This is a genomic window from Cohnella rhizosphaerae, from assembly GCF_029525575.1.
GTDB classification, from domain to species: domain Bacteria; phylum Bacillota; class Bacilli; order Paenibacillales; family Paenibacillaceae; genus Cohnella; species Cohnella rhizosphaerae.
Window position 1 is genome coordinate 183597 of record NZ_JAPDIA010000003.1, and the last position, 21807, is coordinate 205403.

20 protein-coding genes are annotated in these 21807 nt (G+C 61.7%); 14 read left to right on the top strand and 6 right to left on the bottom strand.

Translation table 11 applies throughout. The annotated features are described in order from the left end of the window. Positions 1–696 precede the first annotated feature (696 nt). Entirely contained in the window at positions 697–1803 is a 1107-nt protein-coding gene (locus OMP40_RS06330) for a helix-turn-helix domain-containing protein (protein WP_277530068.1), read from the bottom strand. A 144-nt stretch (positions 1804–1947) separates the two neighbouring features. Here OMP40_RS06330 and OMP40_RS06335 point away from each other — a divergent pair, with 144 nt between their 5' ends. The 14 genes from OMP40_RS06335 to OMP40_RS06395 all read left to right on the top strand — a co-directional run bounded on the left by OMP40_RS06335 (position 1948) and on the right by OMP40_RS06395 (position 15270). Continuing rightward, the gene (locus tag OMP40_RS06335) at positions 1948–2616 is read left to right on the top strand and encodes a phytanoyl-CoA dioxygenase family protein (protein ID WP_277530070.1); all 669 of its coding nucleotides are present in this window, start codon (positions 1948–1950) and stop codon (positions 2614–2616) included. Continuing rightward, positions 2513–2776, top strand: coding sequence for a phytanoyl-CoA dioxygenase family protein (locus OMP40_RS41240; RefSeq protein WP_420871945.1), 264 nt, complete (start codon positions 2513–2515; stop codon positions 2774–2776). The genes OMP40_RS06335 and OMP40_RS41240 overlap by 104 nt, the downstream gene beginning before the upstream one ends. A gap of 86 nt (positions 2777–2862) precedes the next feature. Next, entirely contained in the window at positions 2863–3558 is a 696-nt protein-coding gene (locus tag OMP40_RS06340) for a response regulator (protein ID WP_277530072.1), read from the top strand. A gap of 46 nt (positions 3559–3604) precedes the next feature. Continuing rightward, positions 3605–3757, top strand: coding sequence for a helix-turn-helix domain-containing protein (locus OMP40_RS06345; protein ID WP_277533016.1), 153 nt, complete (start codon positions 3605–3607; stop codon positions 3755–3757). A gap of 5 nt (positions 3758–3762) precedes the next feature. Further along, positions 3763–5574: a cache domain-containing sensor histidine kinase gene (locus OMP40_RS06350; RefSeq protein WP_277530074.1), complete on the top strand. Its 1812-nt coding sequence runs from the start codon at positions 3763–3765 to the stop codon at positions 5572–5574. A gap of 94 nt (positions 5575–5668) precedes the next feature. After that, positions 5669–6604, top strand: coding sequence for an ABC transporter permease subunit (locus OMP40_RS06355; protein WP_338131040.1), 936 nt, complete (start codon positions 5669–5671; stop codon positions 6602–6604). An 84-nt stretch (positions 6605–6688) separates the two neighbouring features. Next, positions 6689–7474 (top strand): carbohydrate ABC transporter permease, encoded by a 786-nt coding sequence (locus tag OMP40_RS06360; RefSeq protein WP_277530076.1) that lies wholly within the window; start codon positions 6689–6691, stop codon positions 7472–7474. Between the two features lie 33 nt (positions 7475–7507). Next, positions 7508–9064 carry an extracellular solute-binding protein gene (locus tag OMP40_RS06365; RefSeq protein WP_277530078.1) on the top strand — a complete coding sequence of 519 codons (1557 nt, stop codon included), beginning with the start codon at positions 7508–7510 and terminating at the stop codon, positions 9062–9064. Between the two features lie 429 nt (positions 9065–9493). Next, positions 9494–11404 carry a hypothetical protein gene (locus OMP40_RS06370; RefSeq protein WP_277530080.1) on the top strand — a complete coding sequence of 637 codons (1911 nt, stop codon included), beginning with the start codon at positions 9494–9496 and terminating at the stop codon, positions 11402–11404. Then, entirely contained in the window at positions 11340–12350 is a 1011-nt protein-coding gene (locus OMP40_RS06375; RefSeq protein ID WP_277530082.1) for a hypothetical protein, read from the top strand. The genes OMP40_RS06370 and OMP40_RS06375 overlap by 65 nt, the downstream gene beginning before the upstream one ends. After that, positions 12328–13734, top strand: coding sequence for a golvesin C-terminal-like domain-containing protein (locus OMP40_RS06380; protein WP_277530084.1), 1407 nt, complete (start codon positions 12328–12330; stop codon positions 13732–13734). The genes OMP40_RS06375 and OMP40_RS06380 overlap by 23 nt, the downstream gene beginning before the upstream one ends. Next, the gene (locus OMP40_RS06385) at positions 13697–14194 is read left to right on the top strand and encodes a chitinase N-terminal domain-containing protein (protein WP_277530087.1); all 498 of its coding nucleotides are present in this window, start codon (positions 13697–13699) and stop codon (positions 14192–14194) included. Before OMP40_RS06380 ends, OMP40_RS06385 begins: the two co-directional genes overlap by 38 nt. 64 nt (positions 14195–14258) lie before the next feature. Continuing rightward, positions 14259–14657, top strand: coding sequence for an MDR/zinc-dependent alcohol dehydrogenase-like family protein (locus OMP40_RS06390; protein ID WP_277530089.1), 399 nt, complete (start codon positions 14259–14261; stop codon positions 14655–14657). Beyond that, positions 14590–15270 (top strand): zinc-binding dehydrogenase, encoded by a 681-nt coding sequence (locus OMP40_RS06395; RefSeq protein ID WP_277530090.1) that lies wholly within the window; start codon positions 14590–14592, stop codon positions 15268–15270. Before OMP40_RS06390 ends, OMP40_RS06395 begins: the two co-directional genes overlap by 68 nt. Positions 15271–16287: 1017 nt before the next feature. On the opposite strand, the gene OMP40_RS06400 is transcribed toward OMP40_RS06395, so the two are convergent. The 5 genes from OMP40_RS06400 to OMP40_RS06420 all read right to left on the bottom strand — a co-directional run bounded on the left by OMP40_RS06400 (position 16288) and on the right by OMP40_RS06420 (position 21784). Further along, on the bottom strand, positions 16288–18852 hold the full coding sequence (locus tag OMP40_RS06400; RefSeq protein ID WP_277530091.1) for an ABC transporter permease: 2565 nt from the start codon (positions 18850–18852) through the stop codon (positions 16288–16290). Then, positions 18849–19538 (bottom strand): ABC transporter ATP-binding protein, encoded by a 690-nt coding sequence (locus OMP40_RS06405; protein WP_277530093.1) that lies wholly within the window; start codon positions 19536–19538, stop codon positions 18849–18851. Before OMP40_RS06405 ends, OMP40_RS06400 begins: the two co-directional genes overlap by 4 nt. 68 nt (positions 19539–19606) lie before the next feature. After that, on the bottom strand, positions 19607–21079 hold the full coding sequence (locus OMP40_RS43060) for a sensor histidine kinase (RefSeq protein WP_277530095.1): 1473 nt from the start codon (positions 21077–21079) through the stop codon (positions 19607–19609). Continuing rightward, positions 21067–21384, bottom strand: coding sequence for a winged helix-turn-helix domain-containing protein (locus OMP40_RS06415; protein ID WP_277530096.1), 318 nt, complete (start codon positions 21382–21384; stop codon positions 21067–21069). Before OMP40_RS06415 ends, OMP40_RS43060 begins: the two co-directional genes overlap by 13 nt. Further along, positions 21374–21784, bottom strand: a complete 411-nt coding sequence (locus OMP40_RS06420) for a response regulator transcription factor (RefSeq protein WP_277530099.1) — start codon at positions 21782–21784, stop codon at positions 21374–21376. The genes OMP40_RS06415 and OMP40_RS06420 overlap by 11 nt, the downstream gene beginning before the upstream one ends. Positions 21785–21807 lie beyond the last annotated feature (23 nt).

The following is a 21807-nucleotide window of genomic DNA, read 5'->3' on the forward strand; positions in this document are numbered from 1 at the left end:
CCGGGTGGCGGCGCTACTGCTGCTTCGGGCGCTCAGTCGCTGGATGACTGCCCCACACTTGCTTTGCTGCGCCCCAACGGTCTGCCGGATTGCTGCTCAGACGCTGCTGCACTGTGTTTCGTCGGCTTGCCGGATGCTTGCTCCGCCTCTGCTTCGCCGCACTCCGACGACTTGCCGGATTGCTGTTCGCCGGACCAGTCATCGCGCCCCCCTCTGCTGCCGTCTGGCCCGAATCTTCCGTGTCCGGAATCCTCCGTGTCCGGAATCCAACGTGTCCGGAATCCACCGTTGTCCGGAATCCACCGTTGTCCGGAATCCACCGTTGTCCGGAATCCACCGTGCCTCAACTCTTCTTGCCCGCCCCCTGGCCGACATCTCCATTTGCCGCGCGCCCCCCTCCCTCCCCCGACACTTTTGCGAAATAACGGTTAAAAAGCAACTATTTTTCGGGCCGACCGACCGAGCTATGGAATAAGTGTTAAAAGGCATCTAATCGTGCGTAATCGAGCGGAATGAAGAGGAATAAAGCGAATTAATTGCTTTATAACAACTATTTTCTGGAATTCGGTCAATTTTGGACAAATAAATGCTTTTTAACACTTATTTTTGTCGGGTCGCCGCAGAAACACAAATTTTCCGGCCAACCCGTTGTCCAAACGCTGCGCCCCGGGTCTTAGCCCGGGGGATTGTTCTCGCTCACACCCGGTTAGCCCTCCTGAACAAGGAAGGGCTTATATTCATTTGCTTGGAGAAGACGCGGCTGAAGTAGAATGCGTTCTGATAGCCGCAGCGCTCGGCGACGTCGTCCAGCGTCAAGTCGGTCTCGACGAGCAGTTTGGCGGCCTTCGCCAGGCGGACGGAGGTCGCGTAGCGGATCGGCGACAGGCCGTAGGCGGCCTGGAACCGCGTGCTGAGCTGCGATGCGCGCAGTCCGCATTGCACCGCGATACGCTGCAGGGAAAAGTCGGGCTCGCAAGCCCCGCGCTCCATCAGCGCGGCGGCATGATGCATGAGCGGCTCGGTCGTCGCACGCCGAGAGGCTGCTGCGGAGGCCTGCTCCAGCCGAACGAGGTAGAGCAGATCTCGAATTAAATGGGCGATCTCTTCCTGGTAGTCGCAGGACTGCTCCGCGCGCAGCCGGGCCAGGTACGAGCAGGTCGAGCCAAGCCTCTGCACGTCGCGAATGCGCACTTTGCCCGGGGGCAACGCAAATTCGTCCGAGACCGCCAGTTCGATAAAGTGGAAGGAGGTCGGCTCCAGCATCGATCGCTTCAGCACGAAGCCGGGCGGGCAAAGCACAAGCTCGCCGAACGCCGCCTCACCGTTGTATGGCGCAGCCCGGGTCTCGTCGGTAACTGCCTTAACGGCTCCAGCCCTGCCGGCAAACTCGCTCCTAACCTCCGCCACGTCCGCTTCAATACGTTCGGTCCCTCCTCCAGTCCCGCTATTCTCGGGTCCGCCGGACGCAGTCGGCTCGCTGTTAACCTCCGCCGCGCTAACGCCAAATCGTACGGTCCCGTCTCCGCCAACGCCGGACGCAGTCGGCTCGCTGTTAACCTCCGCCGCGCTAACGCCAAATCGTACGGTCCCGTCTCCGCCAACGCCGGCCCGTGCGGTCTCGCTTCCGCCTGCCCCCGCTCGCCAGCTCCCCGACGCCGTCCCGTCAACCTTCGCGCCTTCATGGATGGCGAACGAAAACCGGCCGGACTGCGGGACCAAAATGGCCCACCCGGCATACGTATCTTCCGGATAACGGAACTGCGTCATCCCGCCGGCATTGTAATAATAGGTTTTGACCTCCATCGCGTGTCTCCTCTCGCGAAAATAAAAAAAAGTATATGAAATAGATAAAGTGAATGCATGGAGAAGCGTCGATTCAAGGCATATCATAGCATTGTAGACAGCGATCAGAAAATAAAATCGAGAAAAAAATGGAGGCCGATTTTTGTGAGACAAAAGCTGAACTTCCTGAGCGGCACGGAGCTGGAAGATTACAATCGCCAAGGCTACCTGGTTTTGCGAAACGTATTTTCCGAAGCCGAGGCCAAGGTGCTGCAGATCGAATGCGATAAACTGCTCACGCTCTCCGAGTACACGGACCCGAAAAATATTCGCGCCGGCTACAAGAGCTACGCGAACGGGGAGACGAAGATCGAACGGTTCGATCCGGTTCACGATATTTCCCCGGTGTTCGCCAGCCTCGTGCAGGACGATCGGCTGCTGGCGCCGCTGCGGGACATTTATCTGGACGAGCCGAAGCTCTTCAAGGATAAGCTGATCTTCAAGCTGCCGGGCGCAAACGGCTACTCCATGCACCAGGACGCGTCCTGGTGGCAGGGCTTCCCGATCGAGGGACTCATCTCCGTCATGGTCGCGATCGACGGCGCCACCGCGGAGAACGGGGGGGCTGGAGCTGTTCTCCGGCTACCACGACAGACTGCGCTCGACGCCGGGCGAGCTGCGCAACATGAACGCGGCGGAGATCGCCGAGATCGATCCCGCCACCGGCCATATCGTCGCGACGAACCCGGGCGACGTCATCATTTTCCACTCCTTCACGCCGCATCAGAGCGGACCGAATCTGTCGGAATACAGCCGCAAGCAGCTTTTCCCTGACCTACTCCCCCCGCGAAGGACGGAGAGCTGTACAAGGCGCACTACCAGCATTATCAGCGGTACTCGCTGGCCGGCAAGGATACGGGCGAATACTACCTGCTGTAAAGACGAGCGGCCTTCTCCGGGCGGAGAAGGTCTTGCGCCGTTTGCGCGGCTATAGGGACGCGGCTGTAGGAACGGCATGACAAGCGGACCGGACAGACGGTATATTTAATGGAGAACGCAGCGCGAAGGGGGGGAGCGTCCATGTACACCTGCATGATCGTCGAAGACGAGGAGGTCATCCGCGAGGGGATGAGGTTCGGCATCGACTGGGCGTCCTACCGGCTGAATCTGGCGGCGGCCGCTTCGAACGGCAAGGAAGCGCTGGAGCTGGCAGGTCGGCTGCGTCCGGACATCGTGATTACGGATGTCGTCATGAAGGAGATGGACGGCATCGAGCTCGCGCGCCGGCTGCAGGCCGATACCCAGGGCAAATCGATCAAGGTCATCATGATCAGCGGCCACGAGAACGTCGATTATATCCGCTCTGCGCTGAAGCTGCAGGTCGTGGACTATTTGCTCAAGCCCTTCCACGAGGAGGAGTTCGCGGAGGTCGTCCGCAAAGTCGTGGCCGATCTCGACGAAGAGCGGAGCCGGCAGGAGCGTCTGCGGAGCCTGGAACGCAGGAACGAGCTGTCGCAAGCGTGGGTTCGGGACCGGCTGGTGGAAAACTTGAGCGCAGAATCCGCAAAACCGACGCAATCGCGCCTTGCCGCTTATGCCGAGCTGGACGACCTGCTCGCGGGAGCCGAGACCGATTCGCTGAGCGGCTCCGACCAGCGCAAGGTTGTGCGGACCGTGAAGGATTATATCCAATCCGCGTTTCGGGAAGAACTGACGCTGGCGCAGGTGGCCGATGCGGTGCATTTGTCTCCCAACTATCTAGCCAACCTTTTTTAAGAAAAACGCGGGCATAACTGTAAACGATTACATTACGCAAATCCGTCTGTCCGAGGCCAAGAGGCTGCTCCGGGAAGAACCGGGCCTGCTCGTGCAGCACGTGGCGGAGCGGATCGGGTACAAGGACGGCAAATACTTCACCAAGCTGTTCAAGCGCGAGATCGGCATGAATCCGAGCGAATTCAGGGATCGGGCGTGAAGCGGATGTGGCGATGGTTCGGCCGGTTCGATTCCCGTACGAGTCTCCGCAGCAAGCTGCTCGCGGCGTTCGCATTGCTCGTGCTCGTGCCGTCGATCGCGATCGGTTTTTTTTCCTACCGCAAATCGTCTTCGATCATTCAAGAGCAAACGAGCCGAGCCTATCTGGAAGCGCTTCGCCAGACGTCGATCAACCTGTCGTACCGGATGACCGAGGTGGAGAACATCTCGTATATCGTGTACACGAACGACAATCTGCAGCAAATGCTAAGAAGGGCGCACGCATCCGAGCTGACGACGGGGCAGGTCATGGACGACTACAAGGACATCAAGGAGATCCTGCATAACCTCGAGACGAGCCGCAACATCTTCCGCATCCGGCTGCTCGTGCCCAGCACGGCGCTGTATACGACCGAGAATATCAGCTTGTTCGGCCTGAGCGACGGCGAATTCGACGATTACCGCCGGGAGCTGGGCGAGGCGAAGAACATGATGGCCTGGAAATACCTCGGTCCGACGTCGTACCTGGATGCCGGGACGAAAAGCATTATTTCGCTGCAGCGGCTGATGAAGGACTTCAACAACGTCACCACCTCCCTCGGCGTCATCGCGATCGACGTGGAGGAGCGAACGTTCACCGACGTGCTGGAGAACATGAATCTCGCGCTTCCTTACAAGGCGATGCTGATCAAGGACCAGTCCGTCATCGCCTCTTATGCGCACGAGCCGGAGCGGCTCGGCATCGACAAGGCGCCGCTCTCGGACATTCTGCGTCTCGGCGGAGGAACGGAACGGGAAGCGAGGACGATCCGCTACGACGGCACGACCTATCTGTACCTGGTCCAGCGGTTGGACAACGTCGACTGGAAGATCGTCGCGCTCATTCCGACGGTGAACATCGCCGACCAGAGCGACATGCTCGGCGTGTACATCCTGCTGCTGTCGGCCGGCTTGATCGCGTTCGCCACAGCGCTCGCCTTTCTGCTGTCGGGCCGGATCACGCGTCGCTTGTCCGTCCTGGCCGACAAGATGAAGGGCATCGAACACGGGCACTTCGGAGAGACGGTTAAAATCCAGGGCCGCGACGAGATTTCCTTGCTGCAGCGGCGGTTCAACAAAATGTCCGGGCAGATCGAGCATCTGATCGGCGAAGTGTACCGCGTCACGCAGCACAAGCAGCAGGAAGAGATGAAGGTGCTGGAGGGACGGATCAACTCCCACTTCCTCTACAATACGCTCGACTCGGTCAAGTGGATGGCGCTCAAGTCGAGCGCGCCGGACATTGCCAGGGTCGTGACGGACTTGTCCAAGTTTTTTCGCATCGGCCTTAATCGCGGCAAGGACAAGATTCCGTTCGAAAAGGAGATCGAGCATGTGCGCGCTTACGTCGACATCCAGAACGTCCGGTTCGGCGGCGCTCTCCGTACGGCATTCTCGTTCGATCCCGGCTTGCCGCATATCGAGATCATCAAGCTGATCCTGCAGCCGATCGTCGAGAACGCGATCATCCACGGCATCAACAAGGCGGGCGGCCGAGACGGCCTGATCCTGCTGCGCGGCCGGCTGGTCGGCGACGAGATCGTCCTCTTGATCGCGGACAACGGGGCAGGCATGGACCGGGAGACGGCGGCGGGCGTGCTGGACGGCACGGTCGGCGGGTACGGAATCAGCAACGTACATCGGCGGCTCCAGCTGTATTACGGCCCGGAATGCGGGGTGTCCATCCGCAGCAAGCCGGGAAGCGGCACGGTCGTGCGCCTGAAGCTGAAGACCGCCCCCGTCGACCCGCTGCGCAACGGCGTAAGATCCGCCACCTAATCGTAGAGCTGTCCCGTTTAAGGGGCGGCTCTCTTTTTTTATACTAAATTCACGGAGTTGAAAGCGATTCCATCAAGGAGAAGGATGTGTGTAAATGAGCAAGCGAAGCCGACTGCGCGCCGCGCTTCGGGATTACGACCTGTACTTGCTGCTCTTGCCCGGTCTGGCGGCCTTGCTGATCTTCAAGTACGTCCCGATGTTCGGCGCGATTATCGCGTTCAAGGATTACAGGCTCGGCGACGGAATCTGGGGCAGTCCGTGGGTTGGCTGGCAAAACTTCGAGGCGCTGCTGCGCGACGAAAAATTTTACCAGGTGCTGCGCAATACGGTGCTGATCAACCTGTACAAGCTCATCTTCCAGTTTCCGCTGCCGATCCTGCTGGCGCTGATGATCAGCGAGGTGCGCAACGTCGCGTTCAAGCGGGCCGCGCAGACGATCACCTACCTGCCGCATTTCCTGTCCTGGGTCATCATCAGCACGATCTTCATCAACCTCTTGTCCCCGCATACGGGCATTCTGAAGGATCTCTTCCAGCTGCTCGGGATGCAGGACACGATGATGATCGCCGACGAGCGATTTTTCCGCAGCGTGCTCGTCATGTCGGCGGCCTGGAAGGAGACGGGGTGGTCCTCGATCATCTATCTGTCCGCCATTCTCTCCATCGACACGCAGCAGTACGAAGCCGCCCGCATGGACGGCGCCGGTCGCTTCCGGCAGATCTGGCACGTCACGCTGCCGGGCATCCGATCGGTTATCTTTTTTTGTCGTCATCCTGCGAGTCGGCAGCGCGCTCGGCAACGACGTCGAGCAGGTGCTCATGTTCTACAATCCGCTCGTCGCGAATGTGGGCGAGGTGATCGGCACGTTCGTCTACCGGATGGGCCTCGGCAACCTGCAATACAGCTATACGACGGCGATCGGGCTGTTCCAGTCGGTCGTCGGCATGGGGCTGATCTTCACGGCGAACTACTTCAGCAAAAAGTACGGGGAGCGAAGCCTCTGGTAGGCAGAAAGGAAGTGGCCGCATGAGGCTTAGAACCAAAGGGGGAAGTCGTCTACGAAATTTGCGTCTATGCCGGTCTTGTCCTGGGCATTCTCGTCTGTCTCATTCCCGTGCTCAATATCGTCGCCAAGTCGCTCAGCGGCGAGAGCTACGTCGTGGCGGGCGACGTCGGCATCTGGCCGGTCCACTTTACGACGGATGCGTACAACATCGTGCTGGGCAGTCCGAAGTTCCTGAGCTCGTTCCGCAATTCGGTCCTGATCACGGTCGTCGGCACGTTGATCAACGTCACGCTGACCGTCTTCACCGGCTACGCCTTATCCCGCAGCCGCTTGGCGGGGCAGAAGTTCATCATGATGCTGTTCGTCTTCACGATGTTGTTCCAGGCCGGCATCATGCCCACTTATCTGGTCATCAAGAATCTGGGGCTCATCAATTCGCTCTGGGCGCTTATGCTGCCGGGGCTGGTCAGTCCGTTTAATATGATCATCGTGCGTCTGTACTTCTTTAACATTCCGGACAGTCTTGAGGAGTCGGGGAAAATGGACGGCGCGAGCAATATTCGCATCCTCTTCAGCATCATGATGCCGATGGCCGCGCCCGTCATCGCGACGACCGCCCTCTTCTGCGCGGTCGAGTATTGGAACAGCTACTTCGACGCACTCATGTACATCAGCGACGCGAAGAAGCTGCCGCTGCAAGTGTTCCTGCGGGAAGTCATCATGAGCGTGTCGGACGCCAGCAGCAACATCGAGATGATGGCCCAGACGCAGGTGGCGCAGGAGTCGATCCGCGGCGCCGTCGTCGTGGCGGCTACCCTCCCGATCGTGCTCGTGTATCCGTTCCTCCAGCGTTTTTTTGTCAAAGGGATCGTGCTTGGCGCCGTAAAAGGCTAATATAGCAACTATAAGCAAAGGGGAGACAGGAATATGAAATTCAACCGTGTCATGCGTTCGGCAGTAGGGCTTGCGGCAATTCCGTTAATGGCTTCGGCGCTTGCCGCCTGCGGAGGGAACAACGCCAATACAGATTCGTCTGCCAGCGAGGCTGCCTCGTCCTCGGCGGCTTCCTCCTCGGGCGCTGCGTCCTCGGCTTCCTCCGGCAGCCCGGCGGCAAGCGGGCAGAAGGTCACGCTCAAGATTCTGGTGCCGAACAATATCGCCGAGTTCCCGAGCGGGAAGGACGTCAATCACAACGAGATCGCGGACGGCATCCGCGAGCGGACCGGCTTCGACGTTCAGTGGGAGCTCATGCCGAAGGATGCGGAAGCGCTTCACCAGAAGCTGAACGTGCTCATGGCCTCCGGCGATACGCCGGATCTGATCATCATGGGCAACTCCGAGAAGGCGCAGTTCGGCAACTTCGCGCAGCAAGGGCTCCTCACGCCGCTGGACGCGCTGCTCGACGAGGACGGACAAAATATCAAGTCGCTGCTCACGCCGGAGCAGTGGAAATCGGCCATGTGGGACGGCCAGATCTACGCCATCCGCACGTTCAGCTACAGCAACGCTTCCTATGGCCTGACGGCGCGCAAAGACGTGCTGACGGAGCTGGGACTCGGTCTGCCGAAGACGCAGGATGAATTTTACGATGCATTGAAGACGATCAAAGAGAAGAAGCCGGGCATGGCGCCGTATACGGCCAATCTGTCGGAAGGTCTGACCGGACTCGAAGCGATCGCCAGCATGTTCTATCCGCCCGTCGACTACGTGCAAAAAAAAGGCAAGGTCGTCTACACGGCCGCGCAGCCGGAAGCGAAGGATTTCCTGGCCTTTGCCTCCAAGCTGTTCGCGGAAGGCTTGATCGACAAGGAGTCCGTCGTCAACAAGACGGATAACGTGAAGGAGAAGCTGTCGAACGGCAAGGCGGCGCTGGCCACGCTCGGCTGGTGGGAAGGTCCGGCGATCGTCGCGGCGTCCAAGGAGAAGAACGCGAACAGCGATCTGGCGTATATCGATCCGCCGACGGGCAGCAACGGTTCGTTCGGCATGGGCGCGTCGTCCACCATCTCCAAGTACTTCATCATCCCCAAGGCGAGCAAGCACGCGAAGGAAGTCGTTCAGTTCCTGAACAAGGCTTCGGATCCGGCCGTTATCGACTTTATCTCTTTCGGAATCGAAGGCACGCACTTTAAAAAAGGAAAACGGAAAGAACGTAGCGCTTCCGGAGATGAGCAACATCGCCTACAAGGTGTATTACAACATGTTCGACACCGTCGACCTGGGCTTGCAGCGCATGGAAAACGCCGGCCTCAGCCCGTACTTCACCCCGGTCTCCAAAGTCGCCAAGTACGTGAACGTCGTCGACCTCGTCGCGCCGATCCCGCTGGTCGATCAGAAGAGCACGGAGCTGAAGGACCTGCGCGACCAGTATTTCCTGAAGATCATCACCGGCGCGCTGCCGCTGACCGCCTACGACCAATTTATCGAAAAGTGGAAGCAAGCGGGCGGGGAGGACGTCGAGAAGGCGTTGAACGACGCCTATAACGGGGCGAAATAAAGACTGCGATCCCGACTGCCCTCCGAGCGAGGGGGCCGGGATTTTTCGGAAGGACAGCTGGGGCGCCGGGAGAGGCGAGTTAGCCGGAAAAACCGGTAACTGTGGCGGTTGGTGCGCCGGGAGTGGCGAATTAGCCGGAAAAAGCGCACAAGGTCGATAAGTTTCGCCACCTAATCGTAGCTTTGTCCCGTTTTCGCAGGTTCCGCCGTTGCTTATAGTGGGAGTGTCCAAATGGAAGCGATTACATCCATGAGGGCCACACATCCGACCGAAACGGAGGAAAATGAAGATGGAGAAAAAAGCTCTGCGATCGGCGCCGGTCAAGGGGAAAATCGCACGGCTGGCGATTTGCCTGCTCCTGCTGCTGACGATCGTCTCGCCGGCGACGGGGGGCCCGGAAGGAAGCTTCGGCAACGGTGTCCGAGATCGCCGCCGGCGTCCCGGACCCATCGGGCTACTTTGTCCCCAACGAGACCTGGTACCGCGATTTTGCGCCGGGCATCATCAGCCCGAACGAAGGCACGGTCGAGATGACGGTGCGGTTCGACAAACCGTATGAGGAATTCGGCAACTGGTACGACTTTTTGTTCCGCGTCATCCCTGCGCAGGAGGGGCCGGGCAATACGCTGATCAGCGCCCACGTTCCGCCGCCGACCGCCAAGCCGACAGGCTCGACCTACGAGCAGCCGCTGACGTTTTTCGTTCGCAACGGTTTGGGCACGACGGGCGCCTACGCTTACGCGCAGCCGAGCGATCTGACCTATACGGCCGGGCAGCCGTTTAATCTCGCGCTTGCATGGAAGACGGGGCCGAGCGGTTATGTAGCGATCTATAAAGACGGCGTTCAGCTTGCCAGGCAGCCGTACGCCATCGATCCGGTGCAGGAGAAGTTCATGCCCTACGAGTTCACCGTGGAGCGTGGCGCGCCCTACAACGTCAGCAACTTGAAAATCTCGACGCGGGCGCTGGCGGCCAGCGAGCTCGAGACGAGCACCGCCTCGTTCAGCCAAGGCCCGGACACGTCTCTGCTCGGCGATATTACGCTAGGCCAGCCCGCGCAAACGGAGAAATTCGAGACGCCTTGGCAGGCTTCCTCCGGGTATAGCGTCGTCAAGCCGGCCTTCCGCAACGACAAGCAAGTGTTCGCGAGGCAGGATGACGCGGTGTATCCCGTCATGACGGTTAATTACGGTGCCGCTGCGCGTACGTACAATGTCGCCGTCAAGGCGACCGACCCGGAAGGCGTCGTGGCATTTACGCATAACGAATCCGTGACCGTGCCGGCGGATGGCCAATATCGAATCGAGGAGCTGCCCCTCCCCGAGCTGGCCGCCGAGGTCGGCTTCTGGTACCTGGAGACGACCGTCAGCTCCGGCGCAGGCGACGTTATCGTTTACAAGAGCGCGATCTCCAAGCTGCCGGACAACGACGTTTCCGTTGCCGACGGCGTGTATGCGGACTACTACGGCACGCATTCCGACTACAAGGACAGCATGTCGCCTTGGGCGAAGATCAATACAAGCGCGACCCGATCTTGGGAGGATTCGCGGGTATTCTTATGGCAAGCTATCGAGCCCGAGCAAGGGCAGTACACTTGGGAGCATGCGGATCAATACGCGAATGCGGCAAACGAGGCCGGGCTGGACGTCCTGGCCGTGCTCGGCAACCCGCCGAATTGGGCTTCGACGCGGCCGCCTGTCAGCGCGATCCCGGCCGAAGGGTACCCGTCCTCCTACCAATATATCGCCGATCGCTACGTTTCCCAGGACATTCTGTCCCAGAACGGCATTCCCGGCGCGGGCGACGATTGGGCGGATTATGTGTACCGGACGATGAAGCGCTATGCGGGCAAGGTCAAGTACTACGAGATCGGCAACGAAGCCAATTTCCATCCTCCCTATCTCGCCGCAAGCTTCTCGGGCACGGAGGCCGAGTATTTCCGGATGCTTCAGATCGCCCACGAGCAGGCGGAGCGAGTGAAGTCCGAGTACGAGGCGGATACGGGCGAGGCGCTCGAGCTGTACGTCTCGACCAGCGGCTTCACGCCCGTCGCAGGTACGTCCGCCGATCGTCAGATGACGATCGACGCCTTGCAGGAGCCGTACGTCGGCTACTACGACATTTTCAACATTCACGGTTATAACGGCACGAGCGCCATCAAGAACGACGTACTCGCGGCTTACCAGGCCGCCAAGGTCGACCATCCCGGACTGACGCTGTGGCAAGGGGGAGTTTTTCCCGCTGAACGAAACATACGCTTCCGTGCCTGCGAAGCTGTTCGGGACCGTCGACAAATATATGGACTTTCTCGCGAGCGGCTTCGATAAATACTTTACCATGGGCGATCCCGGCGAGAATACGTACGTCAATCGCTTCAGCCTGTCTCCGTCGGAAGTGTTCCAGACGACCGCGGTGCTCAACAACGAGGTTCGCAAGGTCGACGCGTACGTCGGCTCTTATGCCGGCTTCGCGAACGAATCGCTGCTGCCCGTCAAGCGCTACATGCACCGGACGGACGGCAATTACCTGAGCGTGCTGTCTGCGGATCGCCAGCCGATGAGCGTCGCGATCGGCAATGCGGACCAAATCATCCGGGCGATAGATAACTACGGGAACGACGTGCCCGTGGAGGCCGACGGTTCGGTGTACAAGAAGGATACGCTGTTCATCGTCAGCAGCGAGCCGCTTGAGATCGAGGGCGTCGACAGCGACGGTACGCCGGCGACGATTCGCAACGGCGGATTCGAACAGCTGTCGGGCGATCCGATGGGCGGGCCTGCCGCCGTCACGGCCGACAACTGGCATATGGTCGCGGGCGTCTATGGAACGAACGCCTACGTGAACAAGATCGCTCCGTTCGCGGGCGCGAATACGATGGTTTTCGACAGCTCTGGCGTGCCGTCGGGCCGCGTCTTCATGAATCAATCGTTCGCCGTCGCGGAGCCCGGCACCTATGTGCTGTCCGCGCAGATTCGGAAGACGGCGGGCGGGGCGGACGTGCAGCCCGAGCTCAACGTATGGGACGGGACGAACGATCATCAGTTGGCGCCGGTCGAGCTGACGGGCCAGTATGCTTACTACGCCAACCCTTTCGTGGTCGATGAACCGATGAGTCTGACGGTCAACATCGGCATCCTGTCCGGCAGCGGGGCCGTGTCGTTCGACAATGTCGCCTTCGCGCGCGTGCCGGACGACGTGGAGATCGCGATGGACAATTCGGATTCGTCGGGGGGTAGCGTTCACGAGCAGCGTGCCCGGCAGCGCGTGGGATAACACGAAGACGAATGCCGGCGCGAACAAGGGCAACTTCGCGCTCAACACCGGTCACGACGGCAGCGCCAGCGCGACGTATACCCCGAATATTCCGCGCGCGGGCATGTACGACGTATACGAATGGCACCACGTGACGAACGGCTCGACCGCAGCTCCCTTTACGATCCGCCATGCCGACGGCACCGCGCAGACGACCGTGAACCAAACCGGAACGACCGGCGGAAAATGGAATCTCGTCGGCAGTTATCCTTTCGAAGCAGGCGCGACGGGCAGCATCGTCATTACGAATAACTTCGCCGTCTCGACCGGGAACTTCATCCTGGCCGACGGCATCAAGCTGGTCCGCGCGGGCGACGTGCAGCCTCGATTCGCCAACGGAGACTTCGAGTCTCTGTCGGGCGACCCGGCGGGGAACCCCGCAGCCGTTCTCCCGAGTCGTTGGCAGATGGGCGAGGGCGCTTACGGCACCAACGCGTTCGTGAATGCGGCAAGTCCGTTCCAAGGTGCGTATGCGCTAACGTTCGACTCGGCGGGAGCGCCGGGCGGACGGGCCGACATGACGCAGGCGTTTACCGTGCTCGAACCGGGCACGTACGCGCTGTCGGCCTACGTCAAACAGCTCGACGGCGGCGCGGGCGTTCGTCCCGCGCTTGACGTGACGGACGGGAACGGCTTGCACCTGATGCCTTCGGTGACGCTGACCGGCCAATACGCCTATTACGCGCAGACGGTCGTCGTGCCGGCGAATACGGACATCGCCGTCCGCATCGGGATTCGGGCCGGCAGCGGCAAAGTATCGTTCGACAACGTTTCCTTTTCGCGCATCCCGGATAATCTAACGATCGAGATGGACAACAATGACGCCTCCGGCGTCGTCTTCTCCGATGCCTCCTGGCGGAACACCGGCGTCAACGCCGGTGCGTTCAAGGGCGACTTCGCGGTGAATACGACAAGAGGCGGAGGCGCAACGGTTACTTATACGCCGCCGATTCCGGCAGCGGGCATGTACGACGTATACGAATGGCATCATACGACCGCCGGTCCGACGGACGCGCCGTTCACGATTCGCGACGCAGAGGGGACGACCGATCTCCTCGTCGATCAATCGAAGAACGGGGCGAAGTGGAACAAGATCGGCAACTTCGCGTTCCTGCCGGGCGCCGCGGGGGAGCGTGTCCATCGCGAACGGTCATCTGACCGGCAACTTCGTGCTGGCAGACGGCATCAAGTTCGTCCGCACCGGGCCGTATACGCCGGCCGTGCGGGCAAGCGGGAAGCCGGGCAAGCCGGTATTGTCCGATACGAACGGCTATGGCGGATTGCGCGACGGGAACTATGCCGTCAACATGAACATGTGGTGGGGCGCCAACGGCACGCAGTATGAGCTGTACGAAAACGGCGTCCCGATCGACGTCACGACGCTTAAGGACGCATCGCCCGCCGCCCAGCAGGCGACGATCGAGCTGACGGGCAAGCCGAACGGCACCTATGTCTACACCTGCGAGCTGACCAATGCGTTCGGCTCTGCCGCCTGCGACCCGCATACGGTCGTCGTCAGCGACGCCAATCCGGGCAAGCCGGCGCTGGCGAACGACAATTGGGACCGCGACGGAACGTACAAGGTCACGATGAATATGTGGTGGGGAACCAACGGCACCACGTACAAGCTTTACGAGAACGGGCAGTTGATCGACGAGCTGGCGCTAAGCGGCCATACGCCGGACGCCCAGACGGCATCGACCGACGTGTCGGGAAGGGCGCCGGGCGTCTATCAATACCGCGCGGAGCTGATCAATGCGGCAGGCAAGACCGACAGCCCGGTGATGGACGTTACGGTCGAATAGGCCGGAGACGGCCCGAAGAGGTACATGGATAGGAAAATCCAAAGAAAATAAAGGGCGTGCAACCGTGATCAATCAAAGCATCATCTTCGAAAAGCCATGGCAGGTCGAGGTAAAAGAGGGAACGTTCGTCGCGCCAGCCTTGGCGGCCGATGAGGTCGTCGTCAAGAAGCTGTATACGCTCATCAGCCCCGGCACGGAGCTGGCCTGCCTGTCCGGCGGCGAGAGCTGGTTCGGGCTGCCGGGAACGCCGGGCTATGCTTCCGTCAGCGAGATTGTAGAGACCGGCGCGAACGAGCGGCGGTGGCGCCAAGGGGGATATCGTCTTCCACTACGGCGACCATTCCCGCTATCAGGCGGTCTCGACGCGCGGCACGTTTCTGGAGGTTCCCGCCGGCTTGGACCTGCGGTGGGCGCCGTTCGCGCGCATGGCGACGGTAGCCTTCACCGCGATCCGCGTCTCTAATATAGAGCTCGGCGACGCGGTCAGCGTCACCGGGCTCGGACTGATCGGCAATATGGCGGCGCAGCTGGCCCAGCTGCAAGGCGCGGATGTCCTGGGGATGGACTTGTCCGCCGAGCGTCGCCGCATCGCGGAGATCTGCGGCGTGCTCGGGACTTATGACAGCAGCTTGGGCGACGGCAAGGGGCGGGTGGCCGAATGGACGGGCGGCGCCGGCGTATCGACGCATATCGAGGCGACGGGACTGTCCAAGGTCGCGGCCGACAGTCTGGGCTGGATCGCCAAATCGGGAGAGCTCGTTCTACTCGGGAGCCCGCGAGGCGAGTACAATGCGGATCTGACGGAAGTGCTCAATTATTGCCACCTGAACGAGCGCGGCTGCATCACGTTCAAGGGCGCGCACGAATGGCGTTTCCCGGTCGAGCCGGACCCGTTCGTCAAGCATTCCATGGTGCGCAATTCCCGCATCGTGTTCGGTCTCATGCAGCGCGGCAAGCTGAAGATCGAGCCGTTGATCAGCCACGTGCTGAAGCCGGAGGAAGCGCCGTCCGCCTATGAGGGGCTGCGGATCGACAAGGAGCGTTATCACGGCGTCCTGTTCGATTGGCGCGAATAGCGTTCGGGACAGGATGCGCCGTGCAATGCGCGGCCTGCCCATCGTAAAGCCAGGCAATGCGCGACATGATCCATGCGCGAACGGCTTATTCATCGTAAAGCAAGGCGAAGCGCGACACGATCCATGCGTGAAATCGTCAAAAGGCAGCGCCGGTGGGGCGCTGCCTTATTTTTGCCTGCGGCGTGCCCAGCCCAATACGCATCTGCTACCGGTGAAAATCCGGTCCCGGAAGGGCCTATCCCCTATTGTAGCTTGGGTGCCTCCGTACGGGCGAAATCTGTGCGCAGAAGATGCATCGGCGAAAGTAACCGTCAGATACGGTGCGGGGCGGCGGTTGAATGCGAGTCGGGCAGAGAGATCGGACACAGGGGACGCTATTTCGTAAAAAAACGGCCCCAGTTGCGATGGTTTCGGACCGGAGGGACGTTATTGAACACGATCAAGGCTAAAAAAAGGCCAGCGATCCCGCAATAACGTCCACTGTGTCCGCATATGGACCGCATGTAGCGATCGGAACAAAAATAACGGCTCCTCGGTCCGTCCGCTGCGCGCTAATGCACAACCTAGCTAGCGACCGCATGCGCTCTTTTTTTTGCGCTCACGATAGCACGGCCACCGGTAGCAGAGTTACACGGAAAAACCGTGCAACTCCCGTAAACCCGGCCACCGGAAGCAGAGTTACACGGAAAAACAGTATAATTCTATGCCTTTGAGCGCAAATGGTCACTAACGCCACCTCGGGGACGCTCGGAATGGTGCGGATAAGCGCAAATGGTCACTAACGCCACCTCGGGGACGCTCAGAATGGTGCGGATAAGCGCAAATGGTCACTAACGCCACCTCGGGGACGCTCAGAATGGTGCAGATAAGCGCAAATGGTCACTAACGCCACCTCAGGGACGCTCGGAATGGTGCAGATAAGCGCAAATGGTCACTAACGCCGCCCAAGATATCACGTTCTTTGCAGGGGTATTGGTGCTCATACGCTCATGCGGCCATTCACGCAGGCTCATGCCGTCATGCCTCTTCCCGCAGCTCCTCCACCACGCTCGCCTTCGCGATCTTGCGGAGCGGGCCCTGCACGGACAGCAATCCGACGCCGAGCGCGAAGACGCAGGAGATGACCGCGCCCGTCACCGGGAACGTGAAGGGAATCCCCTCGACGTTGTTCATCTGGCGGTACAGCAGGAAGCTGATGCCGACGCCCAGCAGCAGGCCCCAGAAGGCGCCGATGACGCCGAACCAGACGCCCTCGAGCGTCGCCATGCGCCGCAGCTGGCTCAGCGTCATGCCGACCGCCTGCAGCAGGCCGAACTCGCGCCGGCGCAGCATGAGGTTCGTCTGCACCGTGTTGACGATGTTCAAGCTGCCGATCAGGCCGATGACGCCCAGGAAGCCGTAGATGAAAATTTTCATCTGCAGATTGAACTGGCGCGTCTGCCGCTGCTCCTCCACGAAGTCGACGAGACGTATCGACGGGTCCTGGTCGGCCATCCGCTGCAGCGCCTGCTTGACCGGCGCGCCGTCCGCGCCGTCGGCCAGGGCGATGTCGAGCCCCCGCAGCGCCGTATCGTTCGGCGCCGTCTCGATCGGTACGTCCTTCAGCAGCGCCGCGTAGGTCGCCTTCGTCCCGATCACGTACAGCTGGGTGTCGAGAACGGTCGGGTTGAACGGTGCCTGACTCAGGATGCCGCCGACGCGCACCTCGCGCATCAAAGGCTTCTCCTGGGTGCCGAAGTTGAGGGTGAGCGCGTCTCCTACCTTTAGATCCGAGAGGTCCAGGTTGATTTTCTTGTTTTCGGCGATGACCAGCGGCTTCACCTGCTGCACGATGAGCACGCCGTTCGTCGCGGACAGCTTGGCCGGATCGGCCGTCCCGGCGATCAGGTAAGGCTCGGCCTGCTTCATGCGCTCGTCGTCGTACAGCGTAGTATAGGCGGGCACGATGCGAATTTCTTTACCGTCCAGCGTCGACTTGGCGAACACGTCATCGCCCATTTTCGACAGGTACTCGCCGTTGAGCTTGGCGCTTGGCAGATAGATCTGCGCGTCAGGCATATTGTAGCGCCCATAGACATGCTCGACGCCCGGGAGCGCCTTGATGTCCGCGATCGTCTGCGCGTCGAACGCATCGACCGCGGCAGGCGAGGTGCCGGCCTGATTGCCGTTCGCCGTCTGCGTGAACGAGGACAGCATCTGAAAGGCGACCTGATCGTCACGCGAGTCGTTCACGGCCACCTTGAACGCTTCCTGCGCGAAGTAGTGGAAGACGATGAACAGCGTGATGCTGACGACGATCGAGAAAGCGGTGATCCGGAATTTGGACCGGTTGCGCCGGATGTTTTTGGACGCCATGTCGCCCTCGATGCCGAGCAGGCGGAGCACGGAGGGCAGCCTGACGCGTCTGTACGACTCGCGCACGATGTTGCCCGTACCCCGTACGGCGTCGACCGGCGAGACGCGGCTCGCCTTGCGGGCGGGCAGCCAAGCCGCGAGCAGGACGGCCAGCAGGCCGACGATCGCGCTGCCGACGATGATCCAGGCGTGCAGCGTAAGCCGGAAGCCGTCGAAGGTAAGGATGCTGAAGCCCGCGGCGGACATCGCCTTGAGCACGAGCCACAGCCCGCCGTACCCGACGAGCAGTCCGGCCGGGATGCCGTACAGCGCGAGCAGCCCCGCCTCGCGGAACACGATGCCGCGCAGCTGCGAAGGCGTCGCGCCGATCGTGCGCAGCAGGCCGAAGTGACGCATGCGCTCGAGCACGGCGATGTTGAAGGCGTTGTAGATGACCGCGATCGTCGACAGGACGACCAGGCCGATGAGCACGCTGAAAATGACGATGAGCGACAGGTTCAGCCTGCTGTCGGCGGTCTCGCCCTTCAGGGCGAGCAGCTGCGTGTTCGTGCCGAACGACTTCGGGCTCAGCTTCTCGAACTCGGCCAGATGCGCGCTGATATCGACGCCACGCTTGAAGATCGCGGCGGCGGACAAGCGCGTGCCGGGAACGTCGGCCATCGCGGCGGCATCGTCCATCCAGGCATAGGCGGCTCCCGTGCCATAGGTCATGTTCAGGCGCTGGTTGTTCAAGATGCCGACGATCGTATAAGCCTGCTTCGTGCCGTCCGGCTTCACGAGCTCGGTCTTGCCGCCCAGTCCAGGCGCGCCCGGAAGCTGGGCTAGCGCCCATTCCTCGACGACGGCTTCCCCCGCCGCCGAAGGGAACCGGCCCTTCAACAGATGGATCGGCGCAAGCTCGAAGCCGGCGGTCGTCGCCTCGGCCAGCTCGAGCTTATAGCCTTTCGCGAGCTCCGTGAGCGCCCCTTTTCGAATCGCGCCGGCTTCCTTGATGAGCGCATGATGCCGCAGCGTCTCCAGCAGCTCCGGCGTGGCTTCGCCATAGCCGATATGATAGGCGCCGTAGTCGTAGATCGTCTGATCGACCATATTGTCCTTCATGCTCTGCCCCATCGTGCCGAGCGCGCTGATGAGCGCGACGGAGAGCAGGATGCCGACGACGGTCAGAAGCGTTCGCCGTTTCTGCTGCTTCAGATACTTGCCTGCAAGCGCGCCGTAGCCGTTCATTGGACCACGCCCCCGCGGCTGTCGCTGACGAGGCGTCCGTCCTGCATGCGCAGCACGCGGTCGGCCTCGGCGGCGACGTTCATGTCGTGCGAGATGATCACGACCGTCTGGTGGAACTGGCGCACGGCGAGCTTCAGCAGCTCGAGCACCTCGCGCCCGTTGGCGCTGTCGAGGTTGCCGGTCGGCTCGTCCGCGAGCACGATGGCGGGACGATAGGCGAGCGCGCGTCCGATCGCGACGCGCTGCTGCTGGCCGCCGGACAGCTCGGACGGCAGATGCTTGCGGCGTTCGCCGAGTCCGAGCGTGTCGATCAGCTCGCGGACGTAGGCCTTGTCCGGCTGCCTGTGGTCGAGCAGCAGCGGGAGCGTGATGTTCTCCTCGACGTTCAGGACGGGGATGAGGTTGTACGATTGGAAAATGAAGCCGATCTTGCGCCGGCGGAATACCGCGCGCTGCGACTCCTTCAAGGCGTAGAGGTCTTCGCCGTCGATGCGGACGGCGCCGCCGGTCGGCCGGTCGAGGCCGCCGAGCAGGTGCAGCAGCGTGCTTTTGCCGGAGCCGCTGGCGCCGACGATGGCGACGAACTCGCCTTGGGGGATGGAGAACGTTACGTTTTTGAGCGCTTCGACGAGCGTGCTGTCTTTGCCGTAGGACTTGGACAGTCCGGCAGCTTCGATGACGTTCATGAGGTGAATCATCCTTTCCTCGCGATTGCGGTATATCCATTCACGAGGTTCAGTATAGAGGTTCAACCTTACAGGGCAAGGCGCGCCCGCTTACAGATTTGTAAGAAAGCTAGGAGACGGGCAGCTGCGCAAGCGGCAGCGTCAGGGTGAACGCGGTGCCGCCTGCTTCGGCCCTGCCGGTCGACAGCATCCCGCCGTGGCGCTCCGCGATCGTCTTGGCGAGCGGGAGGCCGAGTCCGACGCCGCTGCCGGCGACGCCTGACGTGCCGGACGGAGCGCGGTAAAATTTTTTGAAAATATGCGGCTCGTCCCGCGCGTCGATGCCCGCGCCTTGATCCGTCACCCGCAGCCGGACGAAGATCGGCGTCTTCTCCCATGCGACGTTGACGACGCCGCGCGGGGGGACTGTGCTCGACCGCGTTTTTGACGAGATTGGCGATCGCCTCCGCCAGCCATCTCGAATCGTGCGGCAGGCTGACCGCTTCGGCGGGCTCCTGGAGGCAGATCTCTACCCGCCGTTCCTCGGCAAGGCGCCCGACGGCATGGACCGCCGTCCGAACCGTCTGGCCGATCGGCGCCCGCTCGAGCTGCATCGGCAGGCTGCCCGCCTCCAGCCTCGCGAGCTTCAGCAGCGTCTGGATGAGCCACTCCATGCGTTCCAGCTCGCGCCCGCACGTCCGCAGGAACTCCTCCTGCTCCGCCGGCCCGACCCCGCCGCCCTGCAGCAGCTCGACATAGACGGTAAGCGAGGCGAGCGGCGTCTTGAGCTGATGGGAGATGTCCGCAATCGTGTCGCGGAGAAAGTCCTTGTCCCGATTCAATTGCGCGATCGTCTCCTGCAGACGCATCGACAGCTCCTGGACCTGATGCGCCAGAAGCCCCAGCTCGCCTTCGGCGTAAATGCGGAACTTCATCGGCCGGTTCTCCTTGACGGCCGCCTCGAGCGAGCCGGCAAGGCCGCGCACTTCCGCCAGCTGCCGCCGCGATTCGCGCAGCAGGACGAGCAGCAGAGCGGCGAGCAGTCCGAAGACCCCGGCCGCGAGCAGCGGCCACTCGCGCGAGCGCCGCCGTTCGGCCAGCGGGACGAGCGCGGCGTCCAGCTTGGCGTCGATGCCGTAGCGTGCGGCCAGCTCGCGACCGAGCGCGGCCTCCGCCGGCGTCGCGTCGCCGGCGCCGAGCTGCCGGGCCCACGCCTCGGCCAGCGCCGGGTCGCGCGCCGCGAGCGCGCCGAGGGCCGCCGTTTCCCGGGCGATCCAATCCTTGCCCAGCCGGTCGGCGCTGTATGACGAATAAGCCCACAGCAGGATCGCGGCCGTCCCGAACGCCAGCAGGAAAATGACGGCCAGCCGCCGAACGCTCGAGCTGCGCCACATGCGCCGCCAACCGGGCTTGAACGAGCGGGCGGGCTTGGCCTGCATCGGCATGGCGGTTGCGACAGGTTCGCGTCCGTCGGCCGTGCGATAGCCGTCTCCACGCCCCTCAGCCTTCTGATCGTCGCCCCTGCGACCGTCAGCTGCATGCTGCCCCGTCAGCCGTTCCATTTGTACCCCGCGCCGCGCACGGTCACGATTTTTTGCGGCTGCTGGGGATCGTCCTCGATCTTCTCCCTTAGCCTGCGGACGTTGACGGCGACCGTGTTGTCGTCGATGAACGCCCCGTCGTGCTGCCAGAGCTGCCGCAAGATCTGCTCCTTGGACAGAACGGCGCGCGGATGAGCCATGAGCAGCGACAGCAATCTGAACTCCGTCACGCTGAGCGCCACTTCGCTGCCGTCCTTGAGCAGCCGCATCTCCGCGGCGTGCAGCCGCAAGTTGCCGGAAGCAAGCGCCGGCTCGTCAGACGTCATCGGACTCGGGCTTGGGTTCGGGTTCGGCCCCCCTTCTTCTGAGCACCGCATGAATCCGCGACAGAAACTCGCGCAGCCTGAACGGCTTCGTAATATAGTCGTCTCCGCCCAGATCCAGTCCCCGCACGACGTCCAGCTCCGTATCGCTCGCGGTCAGGAAAACGATCGGCGTCGCGTCCCTCGCCGCCCGGAGCTCCGCGCAGAAGTCGAAGCCATTTCCGTCCGGTAGCTGGACGTCCAGCACGATCAGATCGAACGCCAGTGCGCGGCTCGCGATCGCGTCCCTCGCATCCGCCACGTTATAAACGCCGGTCACGTCGAAGCCCTCCTGCCGCAGCGTGAACGCGATGCCGCGATGCAGGGAGGCGTCGTCCTCGACCAGCAGAAGTTGTCGATTCACGCGAACAGCTCCTTTCCCCTCGT